At 72.7% G+C, this 19,194-nt stretch carries 17 protein-coding genes and 1 pseudogene; 13 read left to right on the top strand and 5 right to left on the bottom strand.

Translation table 11 applies throughout. From position 1 onward, the window contains the following. The first annotated feature begins 25 nt into the window (after positions 1-25). The 3 genes from ACZ6TD_RS43625 to ACZ6TD_RS43635 are packed head-to-tail and all read left to right on the top strand — an operon-like array spanning position 26 to position 3,973. Positions 26-1,795: a prenyltransferase/squalene oxidase repeat-containing protein gene (locus tag ACZ6TD_RS43625; RefSeq protein ID WP_471347179.1), complete on the top strand. Its 1,770-nt coding sequence runs from the start codon at positions 26-28 to the stop codon at positions 1,793-1,795. Continuing rightward, complete coding sequence (locus ACZ6TD_RS43630) at positions 1,792-3,096, top strand: FAD-dependent oxidoreductase (RefSeq protein WP_471347181.1); 1,305 nt, start codon at positions 1,792-1,794, stop codon at positions 3,094-3,096. The genes ACZ6TD_RS43625 and ACZ6TD_RS43630 overlap by 4 nt, the downstream gene beginning before the upstream one ends. Before the next feature lie 13 nt (positions 3,097-3,109). Beyond that, on the top strand, positions 3,110-3,973 hold the full coding sequence (locus ACZ6TD_RS43635) for a TauD/TfdA dioxygenase family protein (RefSeq protein ID WP_471347183.1): 864 nt from the start codon (positions 3,110-3,112) through the stop codon (positions 3,971-3,973). A gap of 16 nt (positions 3,974-3,989) precedes the next feature. Here ACZ6TD_RS43635 and ACZ6TD_RS43640 read toward each other — a convergent pair whose 3' ends face one another. Then, positions 3,990-4,874: a lytic polysaccharide monooxygenase auxiliary activity family 9 protein gene (locus ACZ6TD_RS43640; RefSeq protein ID WP_471347185.1), complete on the bottom strand. Its 885-nt coding sequence runs from the start codon at positions 4,872-4,874 to the stop codon at positions 3,990-3,992. Between the two features lie 213 nt (positions 4,875-5,087). Between ACZ6TD_RS43640 and ACZ6TD_RS43645 the strand changes: the two genes are divergently transcribed. Both ACZ6TD_RS43645 and ACZ6TD_RS43650 read left to right on the top strand, forming a co-directional pair. After that, entirely contained in the window at positions 5,088-5,516 is a 429-nt protein-coding gene (locus ACZ6TD_RS43645) for a spore-associated protein A (RefSeq protein ID WP_471358583.1), read from the top strand. Positions 5,517-5,651: 135 nt separating this feature from the next. Further along, a complete protein-coding gene (locus tag ACZ6TD_RS43650) occupies positions 5,652-5,777 on the top strand; it encodes a DALR anticodon-binding domain-containing protein (RefSeq protein WP_471358586.1) in 126 nt (41 codons plus the stop codon). 3 nt (positions 5,778-5,780) lie between these two features. On the opposite strand, the gene ACZ6TD_RS43655 is transcribed toward ACZ6TD_RS43650, so the two are convergent. Further along, the gene (locus tag ACZ6TD_RS43655) at positions 5,781-6,230 is read right to left on the bottom strand and encodes a nuclear transport factor 2 family protein (protein WP_471347187.1); all 450 of its coding nucleotides are present in this window, start codon (positions 6,228-6,230) and stop codon (positions 5,781-5,783) included. Positions 6,231-6,498: 268 nt separating this feature from the next. On the opposite strand from ACZ6TD_RS43655, the gene ACZ6TD_RS43660 reads away from it, so the two are divergent. The 3 genes from ACZ6TD_RS43660 (at position 6,499) to ACZ6TD_RS43670 (ending at position 9,923) form a co-directional block, all read left to right on the top strand. Then, positions 6,499-7,815, top strand: a complete 1,317-nt coding sequence (locus tag ACZ6TD_RS43660; protein WP_471347189.1) for a PucR family transcriptional regulator — start codon at positions 6,499-6,501, stop codon at positions 7,813-7,815. 168 nt (positions 7,816-7,983) lie between these two features. Next, a complete protein-coding gene (locus ACZ6TD_RS43665) occupies positions 7,984-8,328 on the top strand; it encodes a hypothetical protein (RefSeq protein WP_471347191.1) in 345 nt (114 codons plus the stop codon). Next, on the top strand, positions 8,325-9,923 hold the full coding sequence (locus ACZ6TD_RS43670; RefSeq protein ID WP_471347193.1) for a sodium/solute symporter: 1,599 nt from the start codon (positions 8,325-8,327) through the stop codon (positions 9,921-9,923). The genes ACZ6TD_RS43665 and ACZ6TD_RS43670 overlap by 4 nt, the downstream gene beginning before the upstream one ends. A gap of 12 nt (positions 9,924-9,935) precedes the next feature. On the opposite strand, the gene ACZ6TD_RS43675 is transcribed toward ACZ6TD_RS43670, so the two are convergent. Then, positions 9,936-10,517: a CGNR zinc finger domain-containing protein gene (locus ACZ6TD_RS43675; protein ID WP_471347194.1), complete on the bottom strand. Its 582-nt coding sequence runs from the start codon at positions 10,515-10,517 to the stop codon at positions 9,936-9,938. 75 nt (positions 10,518-10,592) lie between these two features. On the opposite strand from ACZ6TD_RS43675, the pseudogene ACZ6TD_RS43680 reads away from it, so the two are divergent. The 3 genes and pseudogenes from ACZ6TD_RS43680 to ACZ6TD_RS43690 all read left to right on the top strand — a co-directional run. Continuing rightward, a pseudogene (locus tag ACZ6TD_RS43680) lies at positions 10,593-11,780 on the top strand (MFS transporter); the annotation flags it as partial. 102 nt (positions 11,781-11,882) lie between these two features. Continuing rightward, positions 11,883-12,686, top strand: coding sequence for a PTS sugar transporter subunit IIAB (locus ACZ6TD_RS43685; protein ID WP_471358590.1), 804 nt, complete (start codon positions 11,883-11,885; stop codon positions 12,684-12,686). Between the two features lie 23 nt (positions 12,687-12,709). After that, positions 12,710-14,266: a PTS ascorbate transporter subunit IIC gene (locus ACZ6TD_RS43690; protein WP_471347196.1), complete on the top strand. Its 1,557-nt coding sequence runs from the start codon at positions 12,710-12,712 to the stop codon at positions 14,264-14,266. A gap of 51 nt (positions 14,267-14,317) precedes the next feature. On the opposite strand, the gene ACZ6TD_RS43695 is transcribed toward ACZ6TD_RS43690, so the two are convergent. Then, positions 14,318-16,567 (bottom strand): ATP-binding cassette domain-containing protein, encoded by a 2,250-nt coding sequence (locus ACZ6TD_RS43695; protein WP_471347198.1) that lies wholly within the window; start codon positions 16,565-16,567, stop codon positions 14,318-14,320. 135 nt (positions 16,568-16,702) lie between these two features. On the opposite strand from ACZ6TD_RS43695, the gene ACZ6TD_RS43700 reads away from it, so the two are divergent. Continuing rightward, on the top strand, positions 16,703-17,437 hold the full coding sequence (locus tag ACZ6TD_RS43700) for a MerR family transcriptional regulator (protein ID WP_471347200.1): 735 nt from the start codon (positions 16,703-16,705) through the stop codon (positions 17,435-17,437). A gap of 57 nt (positions 17,438-17,494) precedes the next feature. Further along, positions 17,495-17,977, top strand: a complete 483-nt coding sequence (locus ACZ6TD_RS43705; protein WP_471347202.1) for a VOC family protein — start codon at positions 17,495-17,497, stop codon at positions 17,975-17,977. A 234-nt stretch (positions 17,978-18,211) separates the two neighbouring features. Here ACZ6TD_RS43705 and ACZ6TD_RS43710 read toward each other — a convergent pair whose 3' ends face one another. After that, complete coding sequence (locus ACZ6TD_RS43710; protein WP_471347204.1) at positions 18,212-19,162, bottom strand: serine/threonine dehydratase; 951 nt, start codon at positions 19,160-19,162, stop codon at positions 18,212-18,214. Positions 19,163-19,194 lie beyond the last annotated feature (32 nt).

A 19,194-nucleotide genomic window follows, 5' to 3' on the forward strand; every position in this document is an offset into this window, starting at 1 on the left:
GTCACCAGCAGAAGGGTCCGATCGCATGCCCGCTTCCGCCTTGACCGAGAGCGTCGGCACGGCCGTCACCACCGGTGCCGAGGCGCTCCTCGCCCACCGGCGCGACGACGGCGCCTTCGTCTTCGGCGCGCACCACGCCTCCCCGCTGAACACCGCCGGAGCCCTCACCGCACTGCACTTCGCCGACCCCGAGGGCTCGGCGGAGACCATCGAGCGCGGTGTCACCTGGCTGTGCGAGACCCAGCGGGACGACGGTGGCTGGGCGATGCGCTCGGTGCCCACCGAGCCCCTCACCACCGCGCTCGCCGCCGCGGCGCTCCAACTGCTCGCGCCCCGCCGGGCGGCGTCGGCCGTACGCGCCGCACGGGCCCGGTTCGAGGAGCTCGGCGGCTCGGCGGCCGTCCCGGAACCGGCGATGACCGCCCTCATCCGCCAGTTCCACACCTTCGCCGGACTGCCCCACGAGGGCGCCCAGCGCCGACTCCCCCTGGAGCTGCTGCTCTTCCCCGGCCTCAGCCGCCGCCTGCTGAGCCTGCGGCTGCCGATCTACGCGAGCCAGGCGCTCGCGCAGTCCGCCCACCGCCGCCGCGGCCCGGCCGGCCGTGCCCTGGACCGGCTGGCCCGGCCGAGGGCCCTGGCCATCGTCCGTGACGCGTACGTACGCGAGGGCGCCACCGGCGGGTTCAGCACCGACCCCTGGCTCACCGGACTCATCTGCCTGGGCCTCGCCCGCTCCGGCCAGGCGCCCGACCTGGTGGGCGCCGCCGCCCGCTGGCTCCGCTCGGCGGCGAACCCCGACGGCTCCTGGGATCTGATGCCCCTCGACGTGACCTGGACGAACTTCGCCACCGCCGCGCTGATCGAGGCCGGTCACGCCGACGACCCCCAACTGATCGGAACCCGCGAGATGCTCCACCGCCACCAGCAGCCCGAGCCGTTCGACGCGCTCGGCTGCCCGGCCGGCTACTGGGGGTTCTCCAGCCCGCGCAGCTGGCCGATGGCCCTGGAGACGGCCGAGGCCGGCGCGATTCTGCTGCGGCTGCCCGGCGGTGCGGACGACCGCCATGTGCGCGCCGGGCTGGCATGGCTGACCGCCACTCAGGACGTTGCCGGATCCTGGAGCCTCGCCGTACGGAACAGCAAACCCGGTGGCTTCGGGCCCTGCCCCCAGATGACCGCCAAGGTCGTGGGCGCCCTGCTCGACTCCGGGGCCGGGGCCGACGACCCGCGCGTGGTCAGGGCGGTGCGCTGGCTGGTCAGCCGGCAGCGCCCCGACGGCTCGTACGAGGCCATGTGGTACCGCGGCGGCACGCCCGGCACCGCCGCGGCGCTGGAGGCGCTCAGCCGGGCGGGCCGCACCGAGGAACATCACCGGGCGGCGGTCCGGGCCAGGGACTGGCTGCTGCGCACCCGGCACCCCGACGGCTCGTGGAGCACGGGCGAGCGCACCGGGCCGGGCACCACCCGGCGGGGCACCGTCGAGGAGACCGCCTGGGCGCTGCGCGGGCTGCTCGCCGCCGGGCTGAGCCCCACCGACCCGGCCATCGCGGCGGCGGCCCGCTGGCTCGTCGACGCCCAGCGGGCGGACGGCGGCTGGACCCCGGCCCCGGTCAACGAGTACATCCGCGGCTGTGCCCGCTACGCCGACGACGGCATCGCGGCGGGCCTGGCGGTGCGGGCCCTCGCCCACTACCGCTCAGCGGAGGCCGCGGCGGCCGTGGAAGCCACTCGCGAAACCGGCACTTGTGACACCGGCGCTCGTGACACCGGCACTGGCGAAGGAGGCGGGCGATGAGCCCCGATGTGCTGGTGTGCGGGGCGGGCGTCGGCGGTCTCGCGGCGGCCCGCGCCCTCGGCGGCCTGGGACTCGACGTCCTGGTGGTCGACAAGCAGCCGAGGGTCCGCCCGATCGCCAAGGGCGAGGTGCTCCAGCCGGGCGCGCTGCGCCGCTTGCGCTCCTGGGGCGTGGAGAAGCGGCTCGACGCCCAGGGCGCGGTCCGGCTCGGACGGCTGGCCGTCCGCGATCCGCGCGGCACCGCGCTGATGTCCCTCGACTACGGCCAACTGCCCGCCCCCGACCAGTGGTTGCTGGCCCATGACCACACGGCCATCCTCGCCGCCCTGGCCGAGAGCCTCGGGCCGGGTGTGGAACTGCGCCGGGGTGTGCGCGCGGAGGCGCCGCTGCGCGACGACTCCGGCCGGATCACCGGACTGCGGCTGACCGAGGGCGGCAGGGTCCACGAGGAGCGAGCCCCGCTCGTGGTCGCCGCCGACGGCATCTCCTCACGGCTGCGGTCCTGGGCGGGCATCGAGGCCCAACGGGTCGACTACCCGCACCGGCTGGTCTCCTTCGACATCGGCGACGCCGACGCGGCGGCGCGGGCCGACGACTTCTCCGCGTACGTCACCGACCGCGGGCTGCGGCTGCTCTATCCGCTGCCGGGCGGCCGGCTGCGGCTCTACCTCCAGGCCGGGCCCGATGAGCTGCGCGGCGTCACGGCAGGCGGGGACCTGGCCGAGTGGGCGGCCAGGGCGCTGTCCCAGGTGCCCGCCCTGGAGCCGCTGACCGCGCCCCTGCTAGCGCATCTCGACAGCCGCCAGACGCTGCCCGTCGGACGGCTGCTGTCGCCCCGGCTGGCCGGCCGCGGCCTCGCGCTGGTCGGCGAGGCCGCGTACGCCGTCCATCCGATGGCCGCGCAGGGCATGAACACCGCCATCACCAGCGCCGGTGCGCTCGCCGAGCGGCTGTCGGGCCATCTGGAGCGCACCGGCGAGATGTCGGCCGCGGCGGTGGACGGCGCACTGCGCGACTACCACGACCGGCAGTTGCCCCTGCTCGCCCAGGCGGCCACGACCAGCGGCAACGCGGCACGGATGGTGACCGATCTGTCGTGGCGCGGCCGGTTGCTCGGCCGCCGGGCCGTCCGTCACACCGGTGCCAACCCCCGGCTGCTGCACACCGTCACCCACAACATGTCGGGCCTCGGCCCGCGCCCGCTGACCCTGCTGGACCGGCTTCAGCAGCTCGGTCTCCTCCCCGATCCGCGCGCCCACCGAGTGCCGGCCGCACCGGCCGGCCGACCGCAACCCATGTGAGGACGGTTTCCCCATGCCCACCCCCGAACTGGTCGTGACCCCCGTCTCCGGAGCGCTCGGCGCGGAGATCCGCGGTGTCGATCTGACCGAGCTCACCGACGAACTCTTCGAGCGGATCCATGAGTTGCTGCTCAAGCACCTCGTGGTTTTCTTCCCGGACCAGGAACACCTCACCCCGGAGGCGCACATCGCCCTGGGACGGCGGCTGGGGGAGCTGGAGGTCCATCCGTTCCTGCCGAAGGTCGAGGGCCATCCCGAGATCGTCGTGCTGGACGCGGACCAGGGCGCCAAGGCCGACGAGTGGCACATCGACGTGACCTTCCAGCCCAATCCGCCGGTCGCCTCGATCCTCCATCTCCAGGTGTGCCCCGCCTCCGGAGGCGACACCATGTGGAGCAACCAGTACCTGGTCTACGAGACGCTCTCCGAGCCGATGCGCGAACTCCTCGACGGGCTCACCGCCGTCCACGTCCTCAACACCCCGCAGACCGGCGAGCACTCCGCCGAACACCCGGTGGTGCGGATCCACCCCGAGACCGGCAGGCGCTCGCTGTACGTGACGCGCATGTGGACCTCGCACATCCCGCAGCTCAGCCGCCCGGAGAGCGACGCCCTGCTGCAGTACCTCTTCGAGCACTCGGAGTCGCCCCGGTTCAACTGCCGCTACCGCTGGCAGCCCGGCGCCGTCGCGATGTGGGACAACCGCGCCACCCAGCACCTGGCCGTCAACGACTACACCGGGCCCCGCAGGGGGCAGCGGGTGACGGTCCTCGGCGACCAGCCCACCGGCGACACCCCGCGCTGGAAGGAGTACCGGCCCGCGCCCGACGAGCGCTACTACCCGCGCCATGTCACGGCCCGGCACGGCTACCGGTGACGGTGCGTCAGTCCGGTCAGCGGCTCGGGCGCCGCCGTCGTACGGTGGCGGCGACACCCGCGCCGAGCACCAGCACGGACGCGCCGCCGGCGAGCAGCACCGGAGTGGTGTTGCTGTCGCCCTCGTCGGCGGCGGAGGAGGTGCGGGAGGTGGCCCCGGAGGGCGTGGCGGCGGCTCGGGACGGCTCCGTGGGCTCCGTGGCGGTCTGAGGCGGCGGGGCGGTGGCCCCGGACGACGGGGCCGCGCCCGGGGAGTCCTTCGCCGGGGCCCCCAACACCACGTCGGAGCAGGAGTAGTAGGTGTCCGGGGTGCTGGTGTTCCGCCAGATCGTGTAGAGCAGCTGACGGCCGGTCCGGCCCTCGGGCAGTGTGGCCTTGATGTGGTACGCCTCGTCCACCAGAGCGGGGTCCTTGGCCGTGGCGAACGGCTTCGGCTCCAGATCGGACCACTTCAGCGGCCGCGTCGGATCGTAGCCCTCCTTGGTGAGATACAGCTCGAAGGTCCCCGTGTGCGGGATGGTCGACCGGTAGGTGAGCGTGAGATCCGCTCCGGCCGACAGCCGCGTCGAAGGCCAGTCGGCGCGCGGCAGGTCCAGACCCCGGTACGCCTCCAGGCCCCCGCTGCACAGCTTTCCGTCCGGGATCCGCTCCCGGTCCTCGCCCGTCACCCCCGCGATCCGCAGATTGTCCCAGTCCGCTGCCTCCGGGTCGCCCGCGGCCCGGGCCGCCCGGCACGCCGCCGACCGCGCCGCGCCCCCGCCCTCGGGGGAGCAGGCGAACGTCCGGCTCACCGGGTCCGTCGGCGCCCCGTGGGCTTGCGCGGGCGGAGCGGCCAGCGCCGTGAACAGACAGGGAAGGGCCCCGAGAAGAGCGCCCACGGCGGCGGTGCGGTACGAGATCATCCGGTGTGGCCCTCCGGGTCGGTGCGGCGACGGGCGGCTCGCCCGTCCCGAGGAGTACGGGAAGCCCGGTCCGCGCGTTCAACGGGCCGCCGTAAGCCGTGTCATGACGGCGTACAACCATCCGTCATCCCTACATGTCTCCCTAGGCAGACGCAAACAGCGCCTACGCCCATGAAGAATCATTAAGGGGGACAAATGAATCTTTCTCGCCGTATGGCCGCCACCGCGGTCCTCGCCACCGCCATCGCGGGCACCGTGGCCCTGACGCCGCAGGCGTCGGCCGCCACCAGGGCCGCGTACAACGGGGTGTGCGGCAGCGGGTACAAGGTGGTGAACTCGGCGCCCATCGGCTCCAAGGGCACCGTCTTCCTCACCTACAACTCCGCCAAGGGCAAGAACTGCGTGGTCACCGTCCGGAACGCCACGGGCAAGCCGGTTCCCATGTTCGCCTACCTGTACGTTCAGGGCGCCGACGAGTCGGCCGAGGACGGCGGCGCGTACACCTCGTACGCGGGCCCGGTGTACGGCGACGGGCGCGGCAAGTGCGTGGACTGGGCCGGGGGCATCGACAACCAGTCCACCTGGACCTACGGATCGAACTGCGGATCCCTGAAGGCGTACCGCGTGACCAAGGGCTGGTAAGCCCGAAGCCACACGGTAGGCAGAGCCGACGGGGGAACACACGGGGGAGCGGCGGTCACCTCTTCGAGGTGGCCGCCGCGATCGTCGTGCGGCCCCGCCCGGATATCCGGTGTCTTCTACGACGCCTGCCGGGTCCTGCCGCGGGCGGGTGAGGATCCGGACGACCGCACCCGGGCCCGGCTGTGGCTGACGGAGGCCGCCAGGGTCGTGCTGCGCAACGGGCTGCGGCTGCTCGGGGTTTCGGCGCCCGAGCGGATGTGAGCGCTACGCCTGGCGCTCGGTGAAGGCCACCGCGTGGGTGTCCAGCACGATGTGGAGCTCCGCGAGGCGGTAGGCGGCGCCGTCGGAGCGGACCACGCAGCGGACCACACCGCTGGCGATCGGGGTCACCTGACCGTCGGTGATGTTGGTGGCGTACATGTAGGACACCACCGAGATGTCATCGCCGTCGACCCGCTCGATGTGGATGTTCGAGGCGTTGTGGCGCAGCGGATAGCCGGCCGCCTCGCGGTGCTGCCGCTGCCAGGCGATCACCTGCTCGCGGCCCCGGTTGTCGGAGGCGATGAACTCCTCGTACGGGGACTCACCGGTGTCCGAGCGGGAGGTGATGCGGACATCCTCGGTCAGCAGCTCGGGCCAGAGGTCGAACTGCCCCTCGTCGAAGGCGAACCACCAGCGGTGGATCAGCTCATGGACGGCCAGACGATCGAGCATGCGGAACTCTCCCCCGAAGATTCAAGTGATCGACAGCATATCCTGCGGACGTCGAACCGCCTCCGGTCGGCGGGGACCCCGCCACAGCCCCCACCGCGCGGCGGGTTCGCCTCGCTGCCGCCGAGCGCGCGGGAGAATTCGCGGAAGGCACCGACCCGCCGGTATGTCGATGGTGCAATAGCCGTGCAGGCTCTGGTATCAAACCTGGCCGTGGCCTCACGCTGCCGCGTTGAGCTGCGCATTGCCCGTCACAGGTGGAGGAACGCTCATGCACCCAGTCACCGGCTCCCGCGCTTCCGTCCCCGCCATGGGCCGCGCCCCCCGCCTCTCCGCCGACCGGGTCCGGACGCCGCCCCGGATGCCCGCCGCCCGTCCGCCGATCCGGTCGCGGGCCGACGCCGAGACCGTGGCGCTGCTGCACCGCGCCGCCCGGGTGCTCATCGAGGAGGTGCCACGGCTGACGGACCGTATCGTCGCGCTGATGAAGGAGCGGGAGCCCGCCTACCGTTCCGCCGCCGTGGACCCGCACGAGGTGTGGCGGGAGGTCCACGACTCGCTCAGCCACAATGTGCGCTCGCTGGTGCACCCCAAGGAGACGCGCGAATCGGCCAGGTCCTGCGCGTGGCGGATCGGCACCGACCGCGCCGCCCAGGGCTTTCCGCTGGACGCGCTGCTGCACGCGTACCGCATCGGCTGCACCGTCGTCTGGGAGCAGCTCCTGGAGACCGCGTCGAAGGAGGACCCGCTCGGCGCCCAGTCGCTGGTCCACGTCGCCGCCGACGTGTGGAACTTCGTCGACGAGCACTGCACCCTCGTCGCCACGGCGTACCAGGAGGTCGAGCGGCAGCTCTCCTGGCACCGGGAGAACCGCTACCGGATCATCGTCGCGGCCCTGCTCGACGGCACCGCCCGGGTGAGCGACTTCCCCGAGGCGGAGCAGGTCCTCGGCCTGCCCGAGCAGGGGCGTTACGCGGTCGTGGCGCTGGAGGACGCCGACGCCCCGTGCCGGACGCCGCACTCCGTCGAGGTGGGCGACGGACTCCGTACGGTCTGGCATACGGCGGAGGGCACCGCCCACGCCATCGTGCTGCTCGGCGACGGCGACGGCGACGGCGTCACCGGCGCGGAGCGGCTGGTGCGCGGGCTGGAGGTGCCGCCCGGCGCACGGGCCGGGGTCAGCCCCGCCGTGACCGGCCTCGCCGCGATCAACACGGCCCGCCGGCTCGCCGATACGGCGCTGCGCACCCGCCCGGCCGCCGGGACGGCGGCTCTGCTGGACGAGCGCTATCCGGAGGCGCTCGTGGTGTCCTCCCCGGACCTCGGCACCGCGCTCGCCGAGCGGATGCTCGGCCCGGTCCTGGCCCTGGAGTCGGCCGACCGGGAGATGCTGCTGACGACGCTGGCCGCCTGGCTGGAGACCGGGGGATCGGCCCGCCGCGCGGGCGGGCTGCTGTTCTGCCACCGCAACACGGTGCTCAACCGGCTGCGCCGCTACGAGCAGTTGACCGGGCGTTCGCTGGACCACCCGCGCGAGGTCATGGAGTTGTCGCTCGCGCTGGCCGCGCACCGGCTGCTGACGCCCTGAGATCCGCCCGTCCGCCTGAGCCGATGTGGGCGTGCACAACGGCCCCGCGCCGATCATGTGCGCCCGTCACACGGTCCGCCGGTTGGGCTGTACGCGACCCTTCTGACCTGCTGTCGTGGCGATTCCGTCCCGGCGACCCGGGACGGAACCCGCACAAGGAGCCGCGACATGTCCGACCACGACCACCCCTGGGGTCCGTTCCCGTCCGCCCCGTCCCGCACCGTGCGCCGCACCGCCACCATCCCGCCCCGCCCCGCGGCGCCGCCTCCGCCGACACGGCGCTCACCGTGGCAGCGGCCGTGGCCCTGGTCGGCGCGGGCGGCCTGCGCCGCGCTCACCTGTCATGTGGCCGCCGTGGTGGTCAACTGCGCCGCCGAAGGCGTCGTCAACCTCGGCGCGGGCGGCGGGTTCACCGTGGGCGCCGTGCTGATCGGCCTGGACACGGCGGTGCTGCTCACCGTCCTGGCCCGGGCCCACCGCCGGGCCGACGCCGCGGGGGAGGGGGAGCGGTGAGCTTCCTGGACCCCAGAACGCTCGCGTTCGTGCTCTTCGCGGGCTTCATGGCCGTCTCGTTCCTGCTGTGCATCCTCGCGGCCACCGGCAACGACGACCCCACCGAGTTCTACCTCGGCACCGGCGCGCTCAGCCCGATGCAGAACGGCCTGGCCATCGCGGGCGACTACATCTCCGCCGCCACCGTGCTCAGCACCACCGGCACCATCGCCCTGGCCGGATTCGACGGCGTGCTCATCGCCACGTCCACCGTGCTCTCCATCCTGATGTTCATGCTGGTCCTCTCCGGACCGCTGTGCGGACGGGGGCGGTTCACCCTCGGCGACGTCCTCTCCGAGCGGCTGAGCGAGCGCCCCGCCCGCACCGGCACCGCCGTCGTGGTGCTGGTGGTCGTCATGCCGCTGCTGCTGGTCCAGCTCAACGGCGCGGGCGCCATGCTGGCGCTGCTGCTCGGCATCCCGGGAAGCGGCGCGGTCACCGGCTGCACCATCTTCATCGGCTCGCTCATGGTCTGCTACGCCGCCCTCGGCGGGATGAAGGGCACCGGATTCGTCCAGATCCTCAAGACGGTGCTGCTGCTCGCCGCGTTCGTCCTGCTCGCCTGTCTGGTGCTGAAGCGCTTCTCCTGGAACCCGGCCACCCTCTTCGACGCCGCGGCCGACGCCAGCGGCTACGGCGACGGCTTCTGGCAGTCCGGCCGCCAGTACGGGGACTCCCTCAGCGGCCGCCTGGACGTCATCAGCGTCCAGCTCACCCTCGCCCTCGGCGCGGCCTGTATGCCCCATCTCACCATGCGGCTCCACCCGATCCGCGGCATGCGGGCCGCCCGCGCCGCCACCACCTGGGCGGTGGGCGCGGTCACCACCATCCTCGGGCTCATCGTGATCGTGGGCGCCGGAGCCACCGCCGTCGTCGGCGCCCGCGCCCTGCGCGCCTCCGACCCCACCGGCAGCGACTCGCTGCTGCTGCTGACCCTCGCCCTGGACCCGGCGGCGCAGGATGCCGACCAGAGTCTGCTGTTCTCCGTCGTGGCCTGCGCGGTCGTGGCCACCACCCTCGCGGCGGTCGCCGGACTCACGCTGGCCGCCGCGGCCTCCCTCGCCCATGACGTCCTGGCCAAGGTCGTCTTCAAGGGCAGGCTCTCGGCGAACCGGGAGCTGGCCGCCGCCCGTACGGCCATCGTGGTCGTCGGCGTCGCGGCCGTCGTCCTCGCCATCGCGACCCAGCACTGGAACCGGCAGGTCCTGATCTCCTTCACCTTCGCGGCCGCCGCCTCGGCCCTGCTGCCGGTCGTCCTCTACGGCACCCTGTGGCGCGGCTTCACGGTGAACGGACTGCGCTGGGCGCTGTACGGGGGGCTCCTGCTGACCGCCGTGGCCATGGCCTTCTCCCCGGCGATCTCCGGCAACCCGCTCGCGGTCTTCCCCGAGCGCGACTTCCACTGGTTCCCGCTCCGCAATCCGGGCCTGATCACCATTCCCGCCGGTTTTCTGCTCGGCTGGCTCGGCTCCCGGATCGGAGGCCGCGGACGGCGGGCCCGGCATGTCCAGGACCCGGCGCGGGGGGACACGCCCTACGCGACGCACACCGGCTGACGCGTCGATCCCTTACGGAGTCCGCGATCCGCCCCCGGCCTTGGCGCGCCGGTGGGCGGCCACCCGCTCGCGGGTCGCGCACCGGCGTGAGCAGTAGCGGCGCTCCGGTCCGCTGCCCACGGTGAGGAAGACATCGCCGCAGCCGGGGGAGGAGCACAGACCGCCCGGCGGGCGCTGACCCTCCCAGAGCAGCACGGTCAGCGCCAGGCACGACGAGGCGAGGAACCACTCGCCCCAAGGCGCCTCGTCATCGCTGTCCAGGTGCGGATGCCAGGGCGAGCGGCCGTCGTGCGAGCTGAGCCGGAGCGGGCCCGTGCCCTCCCGCAGCAGCCGGTTCAGCACCCCGGCGGCCTCGTCGACATGGCCCGCGGCGAACACCTCGCGCAGCCGCAGCGCGGCGGCACGCATCCCCGCGACATCGTCGGCGGTGAGCTCGAGCGGGCCCGACTCACCGTGGTCGAGCAGGAGCCCGGCGATCGCGGCGGGGTCCGGACTCGGCTCCGCGGTGAGGGCGCTGACGAGGGCGGCGGTGCGCCGGGCGGTGGCCCGCACCGAATGCCGGGTCGACCAGTCGTCGTTCGAAGGCGGTGACACGCCGCCAATGTAACGCACCTGGTGGAGTTTTGCGTTAGCCCCGTAACGTGCTCGAGCATGCCGGGGCGTTACGCGATGGGGTGTTATCTGGGCGGGGCGGCCGCAGCCCGTGCGGGGGACGAGATGTCCGGTCCCGCGCTGCTGCTGGCCGGACCGGTGCTCACCGGTTCGGCCTCCTCGGGTTCGGCGCTGCTGGCGGGCATCATGGCCGCGGCCGCGGCCGGCGGACCCCTCTTCGGGGTGCTGCTCGACCGCTCCGCCCGGCCGGGCCGGCTGCTGGCCGTGGCGCTCGCCCTCTACGCGGCGGGGCTGGGCGCGATCCTCCTGGGCCTGGGGCGGGTGCCGTTCGCCCTCATGGTTCTCCTCGCGGTGGGCGCGGGGCTGCTGGGACCGGCCCTGTCCGGTGGATGGACCTCCCAGTTGCCCCGAGTGGCGCCGCCACCGGGCCTCCCTCGCGCCACCGCGCTGGACGCGATGACGTTCAGCCTCGCCGCGCTGGTGGGACCCGCACTCGCCGGGGCCGTCGCGGGGGTGGCCGGGGCGCCGGCCGCCGTGGCGCTGTCCATCGCGCTGATCGGCCTCGCGCTGCCTGCCGCCTGGGCGCTCCCCGCGCCCGCGCGATCCGCCCCGGCCCCGTCGCCTTCGGTGCTCCCCGCGCCCGCGCGATCCGCCCCGTCGGCCCCACCGCCGGGCACGTCGGTCGTCGCCGATCTCGCCGCCGGGCTGCGGGCCATCGTCCGCAACCGGCCCCTGGCCCGGGCGACCGCCACCTCCGTCGTCTCCTGCGTGGGCCAGGGCGCGCTGCTCATCTGCTGGCCGCCGCTCGGCGCGGCCGTGCTCGGCGGCGCCGACCGTGGCGCCCTGCTGCTGTCCGCCACCGCCGCATCGGCCCTCGTGGCGGGCGCGGTCCTCTTCCGTCGCCCCCGGCCGCCGCGCCCGGACGCCGTGCTCCTCGGCGGAGCCCTGCTGCTCGTCCTCGCGCCCCTGCTCGCGGCCACCGGCCACCCGGCCGCGCTGATCGCCGCCGTGCTGCTCACCGGTGCCGCCGAGGGTCCCCAGCTCACGGCCCTGTTCGCGATCCGCCACCGGGAGGCGCCCGAGCGGCTGCGCGGCCAGGTCTTCACCACCGGCGCCAGCCTGAAGATCACCGGCTTCGCCCTGGGCGCGGCCCTCGCCGGTCCACTCACCACCTGGTCGCTGCCCGGCGCCCTGGTGGCCGCCGGGGGGTGCGAGGCGCTCGCGGTTCTGGTCTTCGTATGCTTGCCGGACCCTGCGGAGGCCGTCACTCCGCTTTCGCCTCCGGGGGCCGCGGACAGCCGCCCCCTGGGGCTGTATGACAGAGCCATGTCAGGCATGATGACCTGCATGGAAGACCTGAAAGACCTACTCCCCGTCGAGGCCGTCCGGCTCGATGTACGGGCGGCCGACTGGCGTGAGGCGATAGGCGCCGCCGGCCGTCTGATGGTGGAAACGGGAGCCACCACCGACGAGTACACCCGCGAGATGGTCGCCAACGTCGAGGAGAACGGGCCGTACATCGTCATCGCGCCGGGCGTGGCCTTCGCCCACTCCCGGCCGTCCCCTGCGGTGCTGTCCACCGGGATGTCCTGGGTCCGGCTCGCCGAGCCCGTGGAATTCGGGCATGAGTCCAACGACCCCGTCACCCTCGTCGTCGCCCTGGCCGCCCAGGATTCCGCGGCGCACACCTCCGCGATGGCGAGCCTGGCGCGGCTCCTGGGTGACCCCGACACGGCGGCCGCCCTCGCGGCCGCGCCCACCCCGGAGGCGCTGCACGCCGTACTGGCCGGGGAGCGGCCGGAGGGCGGCCCCGAGAAGTCCGAACCCTCCACCACCCCTGAACCCTCCGAGCCCCGGGCGGACTCGCTGCACAAGATCCTCACCGTCTGCGGCAACGGCGTGGGCACCAGCCTGTTCCTCAAGAACACCCTGGAGCAGGTGCTGGACCGCTGGGGCTGGTCGAGGTTCGTCACCGTGGAGGCCACCGACACCATCTCCGCGAAGGGCAAGGCGTCCGAGGCCGTGGCCCTGCTCACCTCCCGCGAGATCGCCAGGACTTTGGGGGATGTGGGACGGCCCGTGAAGGTCGTCCAGGACTTCACCAGCACCGCCGAGGTGGACGCGGTGCTCCGGGACACGTACGACGTCTGAACGACGGGGACAGAGGAAGCACCATGGGCTGGTTTGTCACCCTTGCCACGTTTCTCGTCAATGAGATTCTGAGCGAGCCCGCGTATCTGATCGGCATCATCACCGCCGTCGGACTCATCGCGATGAAGAAGAGCACCGGGCAGATCATCGGCGGCGCCATCAAGGCGACCCTCGGCTTTCTGCTGATCGGCGCGGGAGCGGGGCTGGTCACCGACTCCCTCGCCCCGCTGGGCACCATGATCCAGGGCGTCACCGGCGCCCACGGCGTCATCCCCACCAACGAGGCCATCGTCGGCATCGCCCAGGACCAGTTCGGCTCACGGGTCGCCTGGCTGATGATCCTGGGCTTCGTGGTCAGCCTGCTGGTGGCCCGGTTCACCCCGCTCCGCTATGTCTTCCTGACCGGGCACCACATGCTCTTCATGGCCACGCTGCTGACGGTGGTCCTGGCGAGCGGCGGCCGCTCGACCATCGCCGTGGTGGCCGTCGGCGGTGTGCTGCTGGGCATCATGCTGGTCGCGATGCCCGCCTTCGCCCACCCCTGGACCAAGCGCGTGACCGGCAGCGACACCGTCGCCATCGGCCACTTCGGCACGGCCGGGTACATCGTGGCGGGCGCGGCCGGAAGGGTGGTCGGCAAGCGCAGCCGCTCCACCGAGGAGATGAAGCTCCCCGAGGGGCTGCGCTTCCTGCGCGACTCGATGGTGGCCACCGCCCTGTCGATGCTGCTGATCTACCTGGTCATGGCGGTCCTGCTGCTCGTCAAGGAGGGACAGAAGACCGCCTTCAAGGCGTTCGCCACGGGCACCGGCGGCGCCGTGGCCACCGACACCGGCAACTATCTGATGCAGTCCGTGATGCAGGGGCTCCAGTTCGGCATCGCGGTCGCGGTGATCCTCTTCGGCGTCCGCACGATCCTCGGTGAGCTGGTCCCCGCCTTCCAGGGGATCGCCCAGAAGGTCGTCCCCGGCGCCCTGCCCGCGCTGGACGCGCCCATCGTCTTCCCGTACGCGCAGAACGCGGTGCTGATCGGCTTCATCTCCAGCTTCACCGGCGGGCTGATCGGCCTGGCCCTGCTCACCTGGGTCTTCAATCCGGCCTTCGGCCTCGCCCTGGTGCTGCCCGGTCTGGTGCCGCACTTCTTCACCGGCGGCGCGGCCGGGGTCTACGGCAACGCGACCGGCGGCCGGCGCGGCGCGGTGGTGGGGGCGTTCCTCAACGGGCTGCTCATCACCTTCCTCCCCGCCCTGCTGCTCAAGGTGCTCGGCGCGTTCGGCGACCAGAACACCACCTTCGGCGACGCCGACTTCGGCTGGTTCGGCGCACTCATCGGCAACGCGGGCAAGGCCGGTGGCGCCGCCGGGCTCGTGGTCATCGTGCTGCTCGGCCTCGCGGTCCTCGGGGCCGCGATCCTGGTGCAGAAGCGGGTGGTCGACACCGGCTGGGACCCGGGCGCGGCGCGCGACGCCCTGATGCCGCGCGAGAGCGCGGTGGCGCCCGCGGAGGCGGGCACCACCACGGCCGCCTACGCCAAGATCCCGCCGCCCGCGGGCGCTCCAGCGCCCCCGCCCGCGCCCTGACGCGCCGTGCCGCCCCGGTGGTCCCGCCGACGGGACCACCAGGGCGGGGGCTCACGCCTGCTTGACGTAGTCGCGCAGGTGGACGGCGGTGAGGGAGCCGCCATTGTCCACGAGGTCGGCGGGGGTGCCGGTGAACACCACCTGACCGCCGTCGTGCCCCGCCCCCGGGCCCATGTCGACGATCCAGTCCGCATGGGCCATCACGGCCTGGTGGTGCTCGATGACGACGACCGTGTTGCCCGTGTCGACAAGCCGGTCGAGCAGGGCGAGCAACTGGTTCACATCGGCGAGGTGCAGTCCGGTGGTCGGCTCGTCCAGGACGTACGTCGTGCCGCTCCGCGCCATGTGGATGGCCAGCTTCAGCCGCTGGCGCTCACCCCCGGAGAGCGTGGTGAGCGGCTGGCCCAGCGCCAGATAGCCCAGCCCCACCGCGGCCAGCCGGTCCAGGATCACCCGGGCCTGGCCGGTGGTGAAGAACTCCCGCGCCTCGGCCACCGACATGCCCAGGACATCGCTGATGTTCCGCCCGCGCAGCCGGTACGTCAGCACCTCGGGCCGGAACCGCTTCCCCTCGCAGTCCTCGCACACCGAGGCCACCTCGGCCATCATGGCGAGATCGGTGTAGATCAGCCCGATGCCCTTGCACCGCGGGCAGGCGCCCTCCGAATTGGCGCTGAACAGCCCCGGTTTGACGCGGTTGGCCTTGGCGAACGCCGTCCGGATCGGATCGAGGAGCCCCGTATAGGTGGCCGGGTTGCTGCGACGGGAGCCACGGATCGCCGACTGGTCCGCGACGATCACCTCCTCCCGTCCGGACAGCGACCCGTGGATCAAGGAGCTCTTGCCCGATCCGGCGACACCGGTGACGACGGTGAGCACACCGAGCGGGATGTCCACGCTCACATCCCGCAGATTGTGCAACCGGGCGCCCCGGACCGGCAGTTGCCCGGTGGGCTGCCGCACCTTCTCCCGCAGCCGCACCCGGTGGTCCAGATAGCGCCCGGTCAGGGTGTCGGAGGCGCGCAGGCCCGCCAGGTCGCCCTGGTAGCAGATGCGTCCGCCCGCCACTCCGGCGCCGGGCCCCAGGTCCACCACATGGTCGGCGATGCGGATGGTCTCCGGTTTGTGCTCCACGACCAGCACCGTGTTGCCCTTGTCCCGCAGTTGGAGCAGCAGCCGGTTCATGCGCTCGATGTCATGCGGGTGCAGACCCACCGTGGGCTCGTCGAAGACATAGGTGACATCGGTGAGGCTGGAGCCCAGGTGCCGGACCATCCGCACCCGCTGGGCCTCGCCGCCGGACAGGGTGCCGGACTCCCGGTCCAGACTCAGATATCCCAGGCCGATCTCGACCAGTGAGTCGAGGAGCGCGCGCAGGCTCTCCAGTACCGGCCCGACGGAATCGTCCCGGATCCCGCGCACGAACTCCGCCAGATCGCTGATCTGCAGGGCCGAGCAGTCCGCGATGGAGCGGCCGTCGATCCGGCAGGACCGGACGGCCTCGCACAGCCGCGCGCCCTCACACTCGGGGCACTCGGCCAGGGTCATGGCCCGGTCGGCGAACGCGCGCATGCGCGGCTGCATCGTCTCCCGGTCCTTCGCCAGGTACTGCCGGCGGACCTTGGTCACCAGCCCCTCGTAGGTGAGGTTGTTCTTCCCCGCCCTGATCTTGGTGGCCGGTTTGTGGAGGAAGTCCTCCCACTGGGCCGGGGTGTAGTCCCGGAGCTTGGTATCGGGGTCGAAAAGGCCGGAGGCCGCCATAACCTGCCAATGCCAGCTGTCCACCTCGAATCCGGGGACGGTGATCGCCCCCTCCTTCAACGACTTCTCCCTGTCGATGAGTTGGCCGATGTCGATGTCGGTGACCCGGCCGAGCCCCTCGCACCGCGGACACATGCCCTCGGCGGTGTTGAAGCTGAAGGCGAGGGGAGGGCCGACGTAGGGGCTGCCGATCCGGCTGAACAGAATCCGCAGCAGGGTGTGGGCATCGGTGGCGGTGCCCACGGTGGAACGGGAATTGGCGCCCATCGGCTCCTGGTCCACGACGATCGCCGCGCTCAGATTCCGCAGCGAGTCGACGTCCGGACGGCCGAGCGTCGGCATGAAGTTCTGGACGAACGCCGTATAGGTCTCATTGATCAGCCGCCTCGACTCCGCGGCGATGGTGTCGAAGACGAGCGAGGACTTACCGGATCCGGAGACACCGGTGAAGACCGTGAGCCGCTGCTTGGGAATGTTCACACTCACGCCCTGGAGGTTGTTTTCCCTGGCGCCACGGACCTTGATTTCGCTGACATCCATGCCTTCAAGTGTTTCATTGAAGTGCTCGTTGAGACTTTTCCCGGCCTTCTGCCCAACCTCCGCCGGATGCACCGGGATAGAGCCGACGCTAACCTTCAACTCACCCGTGAACCCTCGACCTGAAGGTGACGAACCGTGAGCCGTACGGACGCCGCCCTGCGCCCCGTCGATCTGGCCCGTATGGCGGGTGTCTCCACCCAGCAGATCCGCAACTACGTCGACGCGGGCATCCTGCCCCCGGCCGCCCGCACCCCGGCCGGATACCGCAGACTCGACGACCGCCACCGCAGAGCCCTGGTGACCTACCGGGCCCTGATGCCGGGGTACGGCGCGGAGACCGCCCGCGCGGTCATGCGGGCCGTCCACGACGAGGACATCGCCCTGGCGCTCACCTTGGTCAACGCCGGCCATGCCGCGCTCCATGACCAGCGGCTCTCCCTGGAAGCGGCGGGGAAGGCGCTCGAAGCGGTCGCCGAGCAGACCCCGGACGCCGCGGTGCCGTCACGCTCCGGGCCGCTGCGCATCGGCGAGGTGGCCGCCCGTCTGGGGGTGCGCACCTCGGCCCTGCGGGTGTGGGAGTCCGCCGGTCTGCTGCGCCCGCGGCGCGACCGGAGCACCGGCTACCGCGTCTACGGGCCGTCCGACGTCCGGGACGCCCGGATGATCGACCTGCTGCGGCGGGTCCGCTATCCGCTGCCCCAGATCCGCCCCGTCCTCGAGGGCCTGCGCCGCACGGGCGGCAGCGAGGCCCTGCGCACGGTCATCGCCCGACGTCAGGAGGGGCTCGCCCAGCGCGCCACGGCGATGCTCGAGGGCTCCTGCCGGCTGCACCACTACCTCACGGAAAACGGGTCGGCCGAGGACCGATGAGTTCCCGGAGGGGGAGCGGTCTATAGGGGTACACGCTCCCCAACGCAGGAGGTACCGATGGCCAGCGACGGATTCACCACGTGTCTGTGGTTCGACGGCCGCGCCGAAGAGGCGGCGCAGCACTACGTCTCGATCTTCAAGAACTCCAGGCTCGGACGGATCACCCACTACACCGGGGCCGAGCCCGGCGGCCCGGCGGGGAGCGTGCTGACCGTCGAGTTCGAGGCCAACGGACACAAGTTCGTGGGGCTCAACGGCGGGCCGGAGTTCACCTTCAACGAGGCCATCTCCTTCCAGGTCCACTGCGCGGACCAGGACGAGGTGGACTACTACTGGAGCAAGCTCTCCGAGGGCGGCGAAGAGGGTCCCTGCGGCTGGGTGAAGGACAAGTTCGGGGTGTCCTGGCAGGTCGTCCCCACCGTCCTGATCGACATGATCGCCGACGCGGACCCGCAGAAGGCCAAGCGGGCCACCGAGGCGATGATGAAGATGGGCAAGCTCGACATCGCCGCGCTTCAGGCGGCGTACGACGGCGCGTAGCCGGCCGTGGTGGGCGGCTGGGCGGCGCCCGCACGGCATCCGGTCAGGCTGCCGTACGGGCGCGTCCGGCCGTGTCGAACTGCCAAGCAGGTCGGAGGAAGTCCGCTACGGTTCGGGCAGCGCCCCGAAGGGGCGCGGGGCTGTGTCGATGTGCGGCTCCGCCGCGCGGGCGCGACCAGCCACGACGGCGCCGTAGTCGGCCAACGACGCATGGCGCCACTTCCCGCGGAGCGCTCAGCGGCCGTGGGTGAGGTCCGCGGGGTCGGTGTTGGCGCCGCAGAGGAGCACCGCGACCTTCTCCCCGGGCCGCGGCAGGTACGCGCCGGAGGTCAGGGCGGACAGCGCCGTGGCCGCCGCGTGCTCGACCGCGATCCTGCGGTCGTCCCACAGCGCCCGGCGCGCGGAGACGATCGCCTCGTCGGACACCAGGACGGACCGCACCCCGTCCTTACGGGCCCACTCCAGGGCGGCCGAGGACACATGGCGGGCCCCGAGCGAGTCCGCCGCCACCGAGTCCACCGGGACGTCGACCACCGCACCGGCCTCCAGGGCGGCGTTCAGCGCCCGGCAGCCGTACGGCTCCACGGCGACGACCCCCACTCCGTGCTCCAGGGCGGACACCGCGACGCCGGTGAACAGCCCGCCGCCCCCGACCGCCACCACCACGGTGTCCAGGTCGGGCCGGGCCTGGAGGATCTCCTCCATGACGGTGCCCGCCCCGGCGGCGATCAGCGGGTGGTCGTAGGCGTGCGACAGCAGGGCGCCGGTCTCGGCGGCGTGCTTCTGGGCGGCATCGCGCGCGTCGGCGTACTCGGTGCCGATCTGATGGACCTCGGCGCCGAGCCGGCGCAGCCGGTCCACCTTCACCGCGGGCGCGGTCTCGGGCACGAACACGGTGGCGGGCACGGAGTGCTGGGCGGCCGCCCAGGCGCACGCGAGCCCCGCGTTTCCGCCCGAGGCGATGACGGCACCCGCGTCCGGCAGGGTGCCCGCCTCCCGGTGGGCCCTGATGAAGTTGAACGCGCCCCGCGCCTTGAAGGTGCCCGTGTGCTGGAGGAACTCCAGGGCCAGCCATCCCTCGGCGGCGCCCCACGCCCCCTGCTCCACCGGCGCGAGCGCCACGGGCCGGATATGTCCCGCGACCCGCTGGGCCGCGGCGGTTACGTCCTCAATGGAAACAGTCACTGAAACACTGTAACAACCACTGGTACGCTCGG

It is taken from the genome of Streptomyces yongxingensis (genome assembly GCF_055597465.1).